This is a genomic window from Microcoleus sp. Pol7_B2 (genome assembly GCF_036701035.1).
Lineage (GTDB): Bacteria > Cyanobacteriota > Cyanobacteriia > Cyanobacteriales > Microcoleaceae > Microcoleus.
The window spans coordinates 1-14,637 of record NZ_JAUBQB010000111.1 but is presented as its reverse complement, the minus strand read 5'-3'; the positions used below and the strand labels follow the sequence as shown (position 1 = coordinate 14,637).

Sequence of the window (14,637 nt, the reverse complement as noted above, 5' to 3'; positions counted from 1 at the left end):
CACTGCTTCTTCTCGCGTCATACCCTTTGTCTCTCCGTAGCATTTATTTTATTGGGACAATTAAATTTAGCCTATTGGAAAAAACGGCAGGAATCAAGATGCGGCATCAAGAGAACACACTAACGCCGTTTCCCGAAAATTCATATGGCAATGAATATGTTCTAGGAAGGAGCATATTCTGATCTACAACTTAAAACTGCTACAGATCCATCAAGATAGGCACATTTCCCAGTCTAGGGCTTGTAACCCTTGCAGTTACATCAGGTTAAAAGCACTTCCTGATTGAGCCAAGGCGCTCGGAACTCGGATGGTGCAAGTAGGACCACTCTGGCAAGCAGCTTTAAATCGAGAATCCTTGATTGAGTCCTCATGTCCTTTAGGATTTGGCATAATAGTAAATAAGATACGTGTATTATCGTGTGTCATGCGTTTGAGCTATTAGTTTAACAGTATTGTTAAGTAGTATCAAGCGCGTGACACACGGTTTTTATATTTTGATATTACCGAGCAAATACCCAACAAAAAAGCCTTGAGCCTAGATGCTTAAGGCTTTTTCTACCATTGTGTCACGCGGTTCATTGATAGCGCCTCCTAAGTGCAGACGCATTAAATAATTAATAGAACTTTAAATGTTCAGCCAGTCAAAAATAAAATACTTGGCGGGCTGCGAGTGCTATTTTGCTTTGTCGGGTGTTCTGAGAAAATATTGATACCCCTATCATTTCTCAGAACATGAACTATTCTACTAAACTGTCGCGCCGAAAACTGCTGCTACTCTTAGGCGGAAGCTTATTAGCTGCCACAACAATTTCTCTCCCATCCGAAGCCGCGAAAAAAGGAAAAAGGACTCGCAGCGAGCCATATTATCCGCGAAACCGACACCGAAATTACGACGACTCAACCCCCTCCCCGACACCTTCTCCCACTCCGGCGGCCCCGGAACCCTACCGTGCCACTTCTCCTGTCGTAATGTTTGGAGTCGGAGGAGGACTCCTTGGTGGATTTGGTTTTCTGGGTGCATGGTTAATAAAGATGAATCAGAAATCCACCTCACCAACTCCAAGCCCAGTAGAGCGACGGGTGGTAAAACCTGCTAAGCAAGCAGCCCCTGAAATTGCTGACTGGTACGTGTTCCGATCGGGTAAGCCTGAAGGGCCGTATACCACCTTGCAACTCTGGGAAGTTCAGAAAATCACAGATCGCACAAAAGTTCGGCGAGGGGAAGCTGACTGGCAAAAGGCCGGTGAAGTCCCAGAACTGGCAAAATATCTCAGTAAAAAATAAGCATACATCCTGGGTACAACAGATTAACGTTTATTCTCAACAAAGGGCTAGTCAGTATCAACAACGTGGCTTTTTAAGCTCTCTGGGGACTGAATTGACCGCAGTGCAGGTAATTCAGGCTGTAGGTCGTTTAATCGGGGAAACCAGTCATTTGCAGCATACTAAAGCTAGGCGGGGAAAGTAGTGTTTCCCAATGTCAAGTCAATTTTGAATAATTTGTATGGAATGGAGCCGAAAATGTTATATGGTGTTTAGTTGGGTGTTATAAATTTAGGGTATGACTTTTATGAATTCAAACAATGAATTTATGGATTGACCGATTGTCTTGCCTGTCGAAAGATATTAATTAATTTCACATTAAGAATTTTACTCCCTAAACCAAACTGTTTTATGAAGTTTGCTCAAATCACTTTTATTTTTTCAACTTTAATAGTGCTGTTGACACGGCAAGCATCGTATGCACAGGTTGATAAATGTAGGCATTCTCCAGGTATTGATTATTCAATTATGCGTGATACAGCTTTTGGAACCATTAGGCAGTCTCAATACAAAATCCAAGTAAATCCCAGAGATTTTCGTGCATATATCGAATTAGCTAATTCTCTACGCAGTATATGCCAATATAACGAATCATTGAAAAATTATAACCTGGTTATAGAACAAGCTGAGAATAAGCAACTTATTGCTGAAGCATATATTGGAAGTGGGTACGTTTTGTGGATGGAAAATAAGCCTGAAGATGCTTTAGTTGTTTTAAAAAAAGCAATTCAATCCGTGAACGATCAAGGTGAATTAGCAGCAAATGCGTATAATGCAATAGGTCAGGTTTTAGAAAGCTTAAATAAAATTGAAGATGCGGAGTCAGCATATCGAAAATCAATTTCGCTGCGGAATCTTCCTGGACGATGGAATTCTATGGAATTAGTCTTCCTTCTACAAAGACAAAATCGTCTTGAAGAAGTTCTGTCGATATTTCAACAGCAACTGCAACGCACACCCAACGATCCAGAGGTCATCAATGATTTAGGTATGTTGTTGCTAAGAATGGAAAAGTATAGCGATGCTGAATCTTTTTATCGGAAGCAGATTAAGAATTCTCCCTCTACGTTTGATAACTCTAGGAGCATGATGGATAACTATGTTGGATTGGGATATGCACTAATCAAACAAGGAAAACGCACTGCTGCTATCGAGGCCTATCAAAAAGCTATTGAAATTTTTCAGCCTGGGCAAGGAACAGATGTTTGCGGGTCAGATATTAACCATTTTCCATTTCCAAATCTTATTAGTGAACATTTAGTCGAACAAGGCTTATATGATTTAGCGATTGCTTTATGTCGAAAAGAAGAAACTGGATTTCCTGAAGGTGCTTCTCATTCCAATTATATTGGTGAAATTCTCTTAAGACAAGGTAAACTTAATGAAGCACTAGAAGCATTTAAAAAGGCGGTAAGGTTATCTCCAGATGATAAAAAAGCCTGGGAGAACTTAGCAAAAACAGAGCGCTTACTCAAAGAACGCTAATTTTTTTACTAAGCAAGGTAGGGTTTTAGGGTGCTTCGGGCAGTTGGTAAAAGCTAATCTGAGAATCGAACTTAGGTTTCAATCTCTGATAGGGTTTTAGGGGTAATTTTAGAAACTCTGTCTCTTAATAATGGTATGTTACTGTTTATGGTATGTTACCGCTTATGGTAATGGTGTCTTACCGCTAGCTGCTAAGTAACAGCGAGCGATTACATAACTGGTTGAGTAACTGTCAGTCATCCCAAAATCCATCAAACCGATGGGGTGCTAATTGGGTATAGCGAACTGTGTGGCTAATATTAGCGTGTCCCAAATATTCTTGAATCGCCCTGGTGTCTATCCCTTTAGCCGCCAAATAGTACCCGCAGCCGTGCCGAAGCATATGGGGATGTACCGGGAACTGAAGCTCGGCAACCTCCCCCGCCTTCTTAATCATCTTCCTAGCCGCGTCTGGAGTAATCGGCCCGCCCCGCTCCGATACAAACAGGTAGGGCGAGTCAGGAAAATCTCTCTGCAACTGCCTGAGCGATCGCATCTCTTCCCCAGCCAGCGGGTGAACACTCGGCCGCGAACCCTTAAGCCGCCTAACGTGAATGTGAGCGGTCTTGAGATTGATTTGCTGCCAGCGCAAGTTTACCAGCTCCGATATCCGCAGCCCGTGCCGATAGCCGATCAGAATAAGCGTAGAGTCCCGATGACCCCACCGCCCCTTTCTGGCGGCCTTAATCATCGCCTCCACTTCATCCTCAAACAAATACTCCCGATCGCGAACTTCCAAGTATGTCCTCCTGTTGGAGCTAGTTTTTGGGGGCGGCGAAACAGACTCTCTAACTTTCAGAAGTTGAGGGCCGCGGCTGGGGAACGGGATTAAAACCATTTGACACCTAAAATCAGTGCCAACATTCTAACTATTGGGATAGATCTTAGAAAGTCTGTCCCGGTGATCTCGGGGTTATTGCTGAGCTATGATCGTTTTTGCTTTTCCCTCTCCTGGTTTTTTTGGCGGTTTTCTTTCTTTGAAAAATCTTCTTCAAAAGCTTTTGATAAGGAAAAGTTATTCTCTAAATCCCCCGGCGAGATTTTCAAAACCAATAACTTCTGCTTATGAATCGCAGCCCGACGGCGACGAGCAGACACCAGGCGATGATTTAGTAAATAAATGTTGGGATGTGGCTTGTACCAATCGCCCCCCAAAAGAATTAAGCCATCTTCACGGCAGAAGTTAGCCGGCATATTTTGCAAGAGCGGGAGACGCTCAAGCAGTTGCTTTTTAGAAATCGGGGGCAACTCCGAGCGGAACTTCCGCACCGGAGAAGCAGCCAGCCGATAACTATTTGAAAGGTGGCGGCTAACAGTGCTCGAAGATAAACCGCGCAATTGTGCGATCGCTTCTTGACTACCGCCGTAGAATTTAAACCCCGATTCGCAAAAAATGAACCGCTCACTTCTTCCCAGTACCCGCGCCAGGTTATCGCAGGGGTGCGTAGAAGCGGCCATTATTTGCGTCGGAGTGCGGAGGCCGGAAGGTTCCCCCGGCTTTATTTGCTCGATTTCTTCCCGCCGTTGCAGGTGGAAAGACGATCGCTGCAAATTCTGAGCTTCCACCTCTGTAGCGATGAGATGGATATTTTTTAAAAAGTCAATATTTATAGAAGCGATGGGGCCCAGTTTATCAATGCCCGAAAGTGCAATCGCTTTTTCCAAACTCGAATAAAATACTGTAATCCAGACACCGCGCTGCTTATAGCTTCTTATTAGTCCTGAAGATTTAGCCGCAGAAAGCAACTTCCTGATGTGTCCAGGGGAACGCTTAAGTATCAAGCTAGCGGCATTCAAAGAAAATTTACCCACGCCCGAACCCTTAGAGCAGCCGGAGTTCTGCCAACGGGACACATCAAAACGACGGGCCAGGAGCCAGGGCAACATCTGGCGGCCAAAGTAGGGGAACAGTCGCACGGGGAACCGGACTAAATCAAGCTCATCAAGCCCCGCATACTCGCTATGCCAGCTTTCACATAAGTTAATAAGCCACTCAGGAGCGCACACCGGGGGAAATTGAGCCGGGTTATTTATCCATTGATATGGCTTGAGTGTAGAGGGATGAATGCTTGGCGGTAACACGCTTTGAGTTCCCAACCACCGGAACTCTAAAAATTCCTCAGCTCCATCAGCATCAACCACACCCGTGGCAATTCTAAGATTGCGGAGACGCGACCAATCTTTTTCGGGAACAGAGAATAAACACTGTTTACGCCCAGGGCGACCGCTACTCCAGCTAGTTGTTTGAGAGAAAATATCAAGATTATTTTCCCCAGACAATTTAGATAAAAGTTGTAGGGCAGAGTCACCGTCAAAGTCTATGGCTAACAGACCCTTACCCAATTTCACCCCAAACCCTGTAGCTTTGCCGGCTTCAATTTGACCAACAATTTCAGAGGGATGATAAATTTCAGTGATCCATTTTTTATGGTAAGGTCGCTTCCCACAAACGGGTACTAGCGGCCAACTGAACATCTCACTTGAAAAGTGATGCCTCAGTAAGTTAGTATTCATACTAGATTGTTTGGTCTTCCGACCATATCCAAAAGCCGCTGTTCAGGTTCCAATTGAGTCAGCGGTTTTTTGGTGTTTGTAATTGCTGGAGGATTTTGGGTGCTGTTTTTCAGCATCACAATAGGAACCGCTTTTAGCCGTCAAAGCAAGAATATGACGATAAAAGCTAGCTCTCCCGTGCGAATGGGAAATCCTCCAGCTTGTTTACATTGGTGTGTTGCATCCTTCGCACGCGCAGCCTTCCGATGCTGCCTGTTTCTCCGGGCTCTGTTAGACCCGCCTTCCATCAACCTACCTTGAGAGATTTCTTGAGCCCCTGTCACGCACAACTCAATACTCGCTACATCAAGACATTTCTAGGGTTGCCTTCTGGATTCGTCGCACTCACGCACAACTAGGACTCCACCAATCGCCTATTAGGTCTTTTTTTTATCCAGATAACCTGGCAGCCACCTACATCGACACTTGAATCGAGTAGCCAGGACAGTTTTATCTAATTTTGATTTTACCCCCCCACCAACATTTTTAAAAAAGGAAAAGTAAAACTCAAATTTTTGCCAATGGTTAGGTCAATCTTTTTGGGGTTGACAATATACCATTAGTTATTCTGTTTTGGGGAGTATACCGGGTATCACTCAACCCGGTTGAGTTGGACAGTTAAGTTTGAAGCGAGCAAGCAAAAATATCGCGGCCGGGGAGGGGGCGGCCACGCGAGCTGTCCCCCCCCGGCCCACGTTCTATTATCCTCCTTTTTCACCAAATTTTTTAATTAATTCCTCAAGCTGCTTTTTACCTTCAGAAAATTTACGCCCCTTCTTGTTGAGAATATTCTCAATAATCCAGGTCACAGTTTTTCCCTCAACTTTCGCCGCTTCCACTTTCCACCAAAGCTGTAAATCACTAGCATCATTTTCGGAAACGGTAGCGGAAGCTTCTGCCTGTAAGTCGTTGGTATATATAGCTTCCAACGCTTCCCGCTTAGCTTCCACTTCCTCCTCGGAAGCTGCCAAAATTGCCTCAGCTTCCCTCTTCCTGGTTTCCTCACTAACATAGACTGAGGTACTGATTTCGTGGACTACATCGCTATCAATGGCCGCCTGCTTTAATGCCTCGAATTCCTCAATCTTCGCCAATTTCAGAGCAGAGCGACGGGCTTCAAAGCAGCAGGCAAAACCAGACACCAGGGCGATGCCTTGCATGAAATTGTGCAGAGGGATTCTGCGCGAGAAAACGAACGGAGGAGCCAGCCACAAGCAAACGCCCGAAACAGACAGAACTGAAACTTTCAGAAGCGACATAGCATCACCCCCACACCGACCAAGGCAGCAATTGTACTTACTATCAGCCGGAACCGCAATTCCATTAAGTCGATTTTCAGCAACCTTACAAGAGCGTCGTCAACTACCCATGCAGTAGCGCTGATGATAAGCTTGAGCGCAAAGAGTGCTTGCACAAAATACAGAAGGGAGAAATGCAGCGATGCCAACCAACATAGAAAGCTGGAGGCGATCGCAGTCAACACAAAGTTGTTGGTGAGTGCGATCGCTTTTATCATTCTGCCGAACCTCCCAGAAGTTTAGCCTTGATAGCTTCAATCCGTTCTGTAGCCTTGCTCTCAGCTTTTTCAAGTCCTACCCCTAGCCGAGCATATCCTGGTCGCAACCCGTGCAATTTTTTAGCCAGTTTGAAATCTGCTTGCTTCTTCGTCAGTTCATTGGTAGCAACTGCAATCTCATACCCTCTGTGTGCCTTGTGAACTTTTGCATCGGCAACCTCAACGGCAGACATCGCTTTGTAGGCTTTTTTCGTGTGCCGTGCGTCCTCTGTTTTCTGTTTGGATTCAGCTTTCAGGGCATCAGCTTCCTCCTTAGTGAAGTAGCGGGGGGCATCAAGTACAGGAATAGAGCGGATACTGCTGAATTTACCAGGATTTAGAGGTGTTATTACGCTTGCATCCGTTGCTTTGCTGAGCACCTCGCTCTTGCTGCTAATAGCTTCTGAGCTATCGCCGCCAAATAGTCGAGTCATGGTTCCCATTATTTCGCTCCGATTTGAATGTTTACGCGGACTGGAGGGAAAAGATTTAAAGGGTTGATTTGTCGCCACAGGGACATCGCCAGCACAAACACTCCCGCCGATGCGAGTACGAGCGCGATAAGTTGCCCGAAATCAACCCAGTCTAGAAAGTTAGTGGAATTTTGGCGGCTAAAACTACACACCGGGGACGAACCATCATTAGTCCAATCAAGGGTGTCTACACTGTCTACAGTCGTGTCTACAATATCTAGCGTGTTGTCTAGCTGTACACCTAGCATTGTGTCAAGCGATTCACCCTCAACAAGGTAGAGGTCAAGCAGTGTTTCCCAAGTAGCAGTTTTAGAAAGCTTCCCGAACTGCTTTGCATCTTCATTGGTGAAACCGCGCTCAAATGCGATCGCTTTTAATCGGTCTATCCGTCTGTAGCTGGCAATAGGTTTAGTCATGGCAAAACCCCGCCAACTCCGTTAAGAGTTGCGATCGCCCCTCAAGGCAATCGGCTGAATATGGCATTATAGTTAGGCTCCAAACGTTGAACGAGAACGATTTGGGGAAGTCGTGACTTGTTTGGTGTGACTAGCACCAATCAGTCGCGCGTCAATCTTCCTTAATTACTTACGATCGCAGCTTCTTCGAGAAAATACAACCCTGCAATTGTAAAGTTTTGTACGAGTAAAGCCCCTTTTTAGGGGCGTAATTCCTAATTCCCTTTTGGGGTTTACTCTTCAATCATCTCCAAAATTGCCTCAATGTCTGCGAGTGTTGCCGCTGATTTTTTACGCTTGGCTTTGAGCCTGTTTAACAAGTCAGCAGCTTCTGGTACCTCAATTTCAGCGTGTCGGGTCTGGTACAGCTCAATCCTCATGTCACTCACTAAATTCTGAAGTCGCTTACATTCACCCTTTAATCGCTTGACTTCATCAATTGAACCACTGGTGTCACGCGATTGAGATTGTTTTTTATCTACTTCGGAACCACTACGCCCATTTGCTGTGTCACGCGGTTCGAGTTTGTTGTCAAGTTGTCGGGCATAATCTAGAGTAGCGTCAGCCAGGGCGATCGGAACTCGAATAGTGCGAGTCGGGCCGCTATGCCAAGTAGCTTTAAAGCGGGAATCTTTGATTGAGTCTTCGTGTCCTTTAGGGTTAGGCATAACAAACAAATCCCTTGTGTCAAGCGTTTCATTTAGTCTAACAGTAACGTTAAGTAGTAACAAGCGCGTGACACACGACTTTTTGGTGTCCTCAGCCGGACGGGCAGGCGGCGATTTTTCCGATGGCCGATTTTTTAATTGTGACTACGAAGAAAACAATGGCGGCCAGTCGTAAAAATCCCGCTGGAAGCTTTAGGCGAGGATAAGGTAATTTCTCACTCATTCCAAAACCTTGTTCTAGGCGGGTATACTGCTATTCCCGTCTAAAACAAGTTTTAGGGAGGTTAAGGTTTTGTTCTATTTGTCCGGCGATTCTAGTCGGTATTATTTTAATCCTTGCGTTCTAAAGTGATCACCTTAAAGTAAAGGATAAGTCTAGGTGGTGACTTTCAAACTCTAGACCGAGATAAAATCTTCAGAACTAATGAGAGCAGGAGCAACGCCTATCAAAGAAGCTAAAACTTCACCGCTGCTGGCTACTGTAATTAATGTGCCGTCAGTTCCCGGCGAAATTGATAGCTGTCGGAAGGTCAAGCCATTGATTAGTTGCACGGTATCTTGAGAGTTGGCGAAATCAGCAATTGTATCCACTCCCAATCCGACACCTAAAACAAAGACATCGTTGCCCCCGCCGCCGACTAGAATATCGTTTCCCAAACCGCCGTTGAGAGTGTCAAAACCTTTGCCACCATACAGAGAGTCGTTGCCACCCCCGCCAGACAGGAGGTCGTTGCCCCGCAAACCGTTGATGATATCGTTGCTATTGATGCCAGTGAAAATGTCGTTGCCTAGAGTACCGTTGATGTTGTTATCAGGAGGGTTACTGGCTGGAGTGTTACCAATGTCAGAAACGAAGACATCGGGGATATTGTTGGTATCCCCTGGCACGAGGTTGGAGGCAGTAGAAACAAACGCTACTCTCTGCCCGCTTGCAGAGATGGAGAGAGGACCGAAGGAGTCGTTGTTTCCCTGATTGCCTGCTGAGCCTACAGATACGCGGGTGGTGGTATTCGTAAGCGTGTCCCGCACGAATATGTCTCGCTCATTGTTAGTGTCCCCCGGCACGAGGTTGGAGGCAGTAGAGTCAAACGCCACAAACCGCCCGTCGGGCGAAATGGAGATACTAGAACCGAAGACACCGTTCCCCTGATTACCTGCTGAGTCTACAGATACGCGGGTGGTGGTATTCGTAAGCGTGTCCCGCACGAATATGTCGCTTGTATCGTTAGTGTCCCCCGGTACGAGGTTGGTGGCAAAAGAGGAAAATGCCACAAACCGTCCGTCGGCTGACATGGAGAGTTCGACGGATCCACCGTTCCCCTGATTACCTGCTGAGTCTACAGATACGCGGGTAGTGGTATTCGTAAGCGTGTCTCGCACGAATATGTCGCCTGTATCGTTAGTATCTCCCGGCACTAGATTGGTGGCATTAGACTCAAACGCCACAAACCTCCCGTCGGCTGAGATGGACGGGAGGTAGGAGTAGGAGACATCGTTCGCTTGATTACCTGCTGAGTCTACAGATACACGGGTAGTTGTATTGGCTAGCGTGTCTCGCACAAAGACATCGGTTGTATTGTTAGTGTCCCCTGGTACGAGGTTGGAGGCAAAAGATGAAAACGCTACAAATCTCCCGTCGGCTGAGATAGACGCGATATAAGAGCCACTGTTCGCCTGATTACTTGCTGAGTCTACAGATACGCGGGTGGTGGTATTCGTCAACAAATCCCGCACAAAAATGTCTCTCTCATTGTTAGTGTCCCCTGGCACAAGGTTGGTGGCATTAGACTCAAACACCACAAACCGCCTGTCGGCTGAGATGAAAGGGATAGAGGAGTCACTATTCGCCTGATTACCTGCTGAGTCCACAGAGACACGGATGGTGGTATTGGCTAGCGTGTCACGCACAAAGATATCGTCGCTAGCATTAGTGTCCCCCGGCACAAGGTTGGAAGCTGCTGATATAAACGCCACAAACCGCCCGTCGGGCGAAATGGAAGGAATGCCGGCGAAAATTGAGCTTTGATTGCCCTGATTGCCTGCTGAGTCAACAGAGACGCGAGTAATATTCATAAGCCCTGATATTTCAATAATTTGGACTGTTTTTAATTTGTACTGAAACCTTGGTATTTTCTAGCCCAAGGCTTGAGATGCTAGAGCTTCATCAGGATAATGGTATATCCTGATGAAACTGTGGCACTTTTCAGCATGGACTCAGAAAATGCTCTTTCCCTTCCTTGAACATATTTATTGCCCCATTAATTTTTGGGAAATGGCATTAGTGTGTTCTCTTGATGTCGCATCTTGATTCCTGCCGTTTTTTTCAATAGGCTAAATTTAATTGCTCCAATAAAATAAATGCTACGGAGAGACAAAGGGTATGGCGCGAGAAGAAGCAGTGCGAGTAATTGACCGGGCAGCCGAAAAAAATTTGATTGAACTTAATTTGAGGAGGCTGGGGTTAGAGGAATTGCCGCTGGAGATTGTTAAGTGTAGGAATCTGAGAGAGCTTTACCTCGGTGGCAATCAGATTACCTGCATTCCAGAGGTCATCGGGCAACTGTCCAATCTGGAATGGCTTGACCTCAGTGACAATCAGATTACCTGTATCCCAGAGGTCATCAAGCAACTGTCCAATCTAAGAGAGCTTTACCTCGGTGACAATCAGATTACCTGCATCCCAGAAGCAATCGGGCAACTGTCCAAGCTGAGAGGGTTTTACCTCAATAACAATCAGATTACCTGCATCTCAGAAGCAATCGGGCAACTGTCCAATCTGAGAGAGCTTTACCTCAATAACAATCAGATTACCTGCATCCCAGAAGCAATTGGGCAACTGTCCAATTTGATGTGGCTTTACCTCAATAACAATCAGATTACCTGCATCCCAGAAGCAATCGGGCAACTGTCCAATTTGATAAGGCTTGACCTCCGTGACAATCAGATTATTTCCCTTCCAGAATCGATTCGTGGCATGAAAAATATGGGAACATTCTACTTACATGGAAATCCGATCCCGCTTCCTCTCCACATCATCCAAGGCAAAAAAGGCTGGTGCGGGTCAGAGGATTTTAATAGCCTTATCGACTTCTACTTCCAAACCCGCAATCCCAACAATACCTAAGAATTCAACGAAGCCAACTTTTGATTGTGGGGAAGAGGTTGCGAGAGATAGGGGAAGCCACTATTTCGAGTACAGGGAAGAAAGGCGGGAAACTGTTAGATATTGAATCTGTAGCAGTTCTAAGCCCCGGGTTAAGATATTCCCATATCCTGAGTCAGAAATTGGAACCATTAAGGTTATTAAATACCCTCAAGCGCGTGACACATGACTTTTGTTGTTGCCAAGAGTTAGGAGGGTGGTGGCTATTTTTCCGACGGTCTTCTAAATCTTTTTCACTTCGGCAAAGACTTAACAGCCCGTCGAAAAAATCCCGCTAGAGGTTTAGGCGGGGAAAGGGTAACTTCCCACTCACTTCAAAACCTTGTTATAGGCCAATACGGTTCAGATAACACACTCACAGAGACAAAACCCTGTGAAAAACATATACTGCGATTTCTTCGCTATGCGCTTGCAATGACAAAAAAACATTAACTGAACCGTATTGTGTTATGGGCGGGGATAACCACATTTCCCAGCTTACGACGTGGAAGTCTTGTGGCTCGGCTGTCTTACACAATAAAAAATAGTAAGGCAAAACTGTAAGACAAAATTAGTTACTGTGCACTTAATACCATTTCCATAAACGGACATCAGTGCTGCTTTGAGGGAAAACTGAGGAAAAAACCACTATTTTTATAAACGGATAGGCTGGTAAACTCAATTTTCCCTGCCTAGGGCTTGTAAATCGACATGCCAGCCAAAACTCATTGAGCGCGATCGACCATAGCCACCCTTTTTGTGTTTTTGTTAATTTTACTCACTAGCTCGCTTAGTGTAAAGGCAGGAAGAAGTCAGGGCAATCAACCTCTTCTCCACAATCAAAAATTGGCTTCGTTGAATTCTTCGCTATTGTTGGGATTGCAGGTTTGGAAGTAGAAGTCGATAAGGGTATAAAAATCGCGTGATGGTGATGATCCGCACCATCGGTTTTTGCCTTGGAGGATTCGGATCGGAATCGGAATCGGATTGTCATGCAAAAAAAATCTTTCTATTTTTTTCATGCCACGAATCGATTCTGGAAGGGAAGTAATCTGATTGTCACGGAGGTCAAGCCATGTCAGATTTGACAGTTGTCCGATTGCTTCTGGAATGCAGGTAATTTGATTGTTATAGAGAAAAAACTTTGTCAGGTTTGACAGTTGTTCGATTGCTTTTGGAATGCAGGTAATTTGATTGTTATTGAGGTTAAGCGCTGTCAGATTGGACAGTTGCCCGATTGCTTCTGGGATGCACGTAATTTGATTCCTACTGAGGTTAAGCGCTGTCAGATTGGACAGTTGCCCGATTGCTTCTGGGATGCACGTAATTTGATTTTCACTGATGGCAAGCGATGTCAGATTGGACAGTTGCCTGATTGCTTCTGGGATGCACGTAATTTGATTGTTATGGAGACAAAACTGTGTCAGGTTTGACAGGTGCCCAATTGCGTCTGGGATGCACGTAATCTCATTATTACTGAGGTCAAGCAATGTCAGATTGGACAGTTGCCCGATGACCTCTGAGATATAGGTAATCTTATTGCTACTGAGGTAAAGGTTTGTCAGGTTCAATAGTTGTCCGATTGCCTCCGAGATACAGGTAATCTTATTGTCATGGAGCCTAAGCGATATCAGATTGGACAGTTGCCCGATTGCCTCTGGGACGCACGTAATATTATTGCTATGGAGTTTAAGTGATGTCAGATTGGACAGTTGCCCAATTGCCTCTGGGATACACGTAATCTTATTATTACCGAGGTCAAGCGATGTCAGATTGGACAGTTGCCCGATTGTCGCTGGGATGCACGTAATTTGATTCCTATTGAGATCAAGCAATGTCAGATTGGACAGTTGCCCGATTGCTACTGGGATATAGGTAATCTCATTATTACTGAGGTCAAGGGATGTCAGATTGGACAGTTGCCCAACCTCCTCTGGGATGGAGGTAATCTTATTGTAATTGAGATCAAGCGATGTCAGATTGGACAGTTGCCCGAAATCCTCTGAAATGCAGGTAATCTTATTGTAATTGAGATCCAGCGATGTCAGATTGGACAGTTGCGCGAGATCCTCTGGGATGCAGGTAATATTATTGTGACCGAGGTTAAGGCGTGTCAGTTTCGACAATTGCCCGATTGCCTCTGGGATAGAGGTAATTTTAAAATTGCGCTCGATACTAAGCTGTGTCAGATTAGACAGTTGACCGATTGCCTCTGGGATGCACGTAATCTCATTTTCATTGAGATTAAGCCATGTCAAATTGGACAGTTGACCGATTGCTTCTGAGATGGAGATAATTTTATTATGGCTGAGGTTAAGCTCTCTCAGATTAGACAGTTGGCAGATTGCCTCGGAAATGAATCTAATGTAATTGTTACTGAGGTCAAGCTGTGTCAGATTAGACAGTTGGCAGATTGCCTCTGGGATGGAGCCAATGTGATTGTGGTTAAGGTTAAGCTGTGTCAGATTAGACAATTGGCAGATTGCCTCTGGGATGGAGTTAATGTGATTGTGGTTAAGGTTAAGCTGTGTCAGATTGGACAATTGCCCTATCGCTTCTGAAATAGAGTTAATCTGATTGCGGCTAAGGTCAAGCACTACCAGATTGGACAGTTGCCCTATCGATTTTGGGATGGAGCTAATAGGATTGTTATTGAGGTCAAGTATTTTTAAGTTAGTTAATCCAAGAACCGCATCAGGAAATTGGAAGAACCTATTTGTTTCGCGTCTCGATGCCTGAGAAGATTTCCCCAACAGCAAAGTCTCAAGCTGCATACACTTGCAAATTTCTGGTGGCACTTCTTTTAGATTCAGCCCCGACAAATCTAGTGCCGTCCATTTTTCCTCGGCTGCCCGGTCAATTCGCCGCACTGCTTCTTCTCGCGTCATACCCTTTGTCTCTCCGTAGCATTTATTTTATTGGGACAATTAAATTTAGCCTATTG

13 protein-coding genes are annotated in these 14,637 nt (G+C 45.3%); 3 read left to right on the top strand and 10 right to left on the bottom strand.

Annotated features, from left to right (window positions below; genetic code table 11):
• Window positions 1-732: 732 nt before the first annotated feature.
• Entirely contained in the window at window positions 733-1,284 is a 552-nt protein-coding gene (locus tag QUA57_RS26365; protein WP_333064695.1) for a DUF4339 domain-containing protein, read from the top strand.
• Between the two features lie 390 nt (window positions 1,285-1,674).
• Complete coding sequence (locus tag QUA57_RS26360; RefSeq protein WP_333064696.1) at window positions 1,675-2,808, top strand: tetratricopeptide repeat protein; 1,134 nt, start codon at window positions 1,675-1,677, stop codon at window positions 2,806-2,808.
• A gap of 232 nt (window positions 2,809-3,040) precedes the next feature.
• Here QUA57_RS26360 and QUA57_RS26355 read toward each other — a convergent pair whose 3' ends face one another.
• The 9 genes from QUA57_RS26355 to QUA57_RS26315 all read right to left on the bottom strand — a co-directional run bounded on the left by QUA57_RS26355 (window position 3,041) and on the right by QUA57_RS26315 (window position 10,624).
• Window positions 3,041-3,685, bottom strand: coding sequence for a tyrosine-type recombinase/integrase (locus QUA57_RS26355; RefSeq protein WP_333064698.1), 645 nt, complete (start codon window positions 3,683-3,685; stop codon window positions 3,041-3,043).
• Between the two features lie 86 nt (window positions 3,686-3,771).
• Window positions 3,772-5,361 carry a bifunctional DNA primase/polymerase gene (locus QUA57_RS26350; protein ID WP_333064700.1) on the bottom strand — a complete coding sequence of 530 codons (1,590 nt, stop codon included), beginning with the start codon at window positions 5,359-5,361 and terminating at the stop codon, window positions 3,772-3,774.
• 740 nt (window positions 5,362-6,101) lie between these two features.
• Complete coding sequence (locus tag QUA57_RS26345) at window positions 6,102-6,659, bottom strand: hypothetical protein (RefSeq protein ID WP_333064701.1); 558 nt, start codon at window positions 6,657-6,659, stop codon at window positions 6,102-6,104.
• Entirely contained in the window at window positions 6,647-6,916 is a 270-nt protein-coding gene (locus QUA57_RS26340) for a hypothetical protein (protein ID WP_333064702.1), read from the bottom strand. Before QUA57_RS26340 ends, QUA57_RS26345 begins: the two co-directional genes overlap by 13 nt.
• Window positions 6,913-7,398 carry a hypothetical protein gene (locus QUA57_RS26335; RefSeq protein ID WP_333064703.1) on the bottom strand — a complete coding sequence of 162 codons (486 nt, stop codon included), beginning with the start codon at window positions 7,396-7,398 and terminating at the stop codon, window positions 6,913-6,915. The genes QUA57_RS26340 and QUA57_RS26335 overlap by 4 nt, the downstream gene beginning before the upstream one ends.
• Window positions 7,398-7,844 (bottom strand): hypothetical protein, encoded by a 447-nt coding sequence (locus QUA57_RS26330; protein ID WP_333042649.1) that lies wholly within the window; start codon window positions 7,842-7,844, stop codon window positions 7,398-7,400. The genes QUA57_RS26335 and QUA57_RS26330 overlap by 1 nt, the downstream gene beginning before the upstream one ends.
• A 272-nt stretch (window positions 7,845-8,116) precedes the next feature.
• Complete coding sequence (locus QUA57_RS26325; RefSeq protein WP_333064704.1) at window positions 8,117-8,551, bottom strand: hypothetical protein; 435 nt, start codon at window positions 8,549-8,551, stop codon at window positions 8,117-8,119.
• 91 nt (window positions 8,552-8,642) lie between these two features.
• Complete coding sequence (locus QUA57_RS26320) at window positions 8,643-8,774, bottom strand: hypothetical protein (RefSeq protein ID WP_333064706.1); 132 nt, start codon at window positions 8,772-8,774, stop codon at window positions 8,643-8,645.
• Between the two features lie 173 nt (window positions 8,775-8,947).
• Window positions 8,948-10,624, bottom strand: a complete 1,677-nt coding sequence (locus QUA57_RS26315; protein ID WP_333251436.1) for a calcium-binding protein — start codon at window positions 10,622-10,624, stop codon at window positions 8,948-8,950.
• Window positions 10,625-10,931: 307 nt separating this feature from the next.
• On the opposite strand from QUA57_RS26315, the gene QUA57_RS26310 reads away from it, so the two are divergent.
• Window positions 10,932-11,675, top strand: a complete 744-nt coding sequence (locus QUA57_RS26310) for a leucine-rich repeat domain-containing protein (protein WP_333064692.1) — start codon at window positions 10,932-10,934, stop codon at window positions 11,673-11,675.
• Window positions 11,676-12,532: 857 nt separating this feature from the next.
• Here QUA57_RS26310 and QUA57_RS26305 read toward each other — a convergent pair.
• Window positions 12,533-14,581 (bottom strand): leucine-rich repeat domain-containing protein, encoded by a 2,049-nt coding sequence (locus tag QUA57_RS26305; protein WP_333064694.1) that lies wholly within the window; start codon window positions 14,579-14,581, stop codon window positions 12,533-12,535.
• Window positions 14,582-14,637 lie beyond the last annotated feature (56 nt).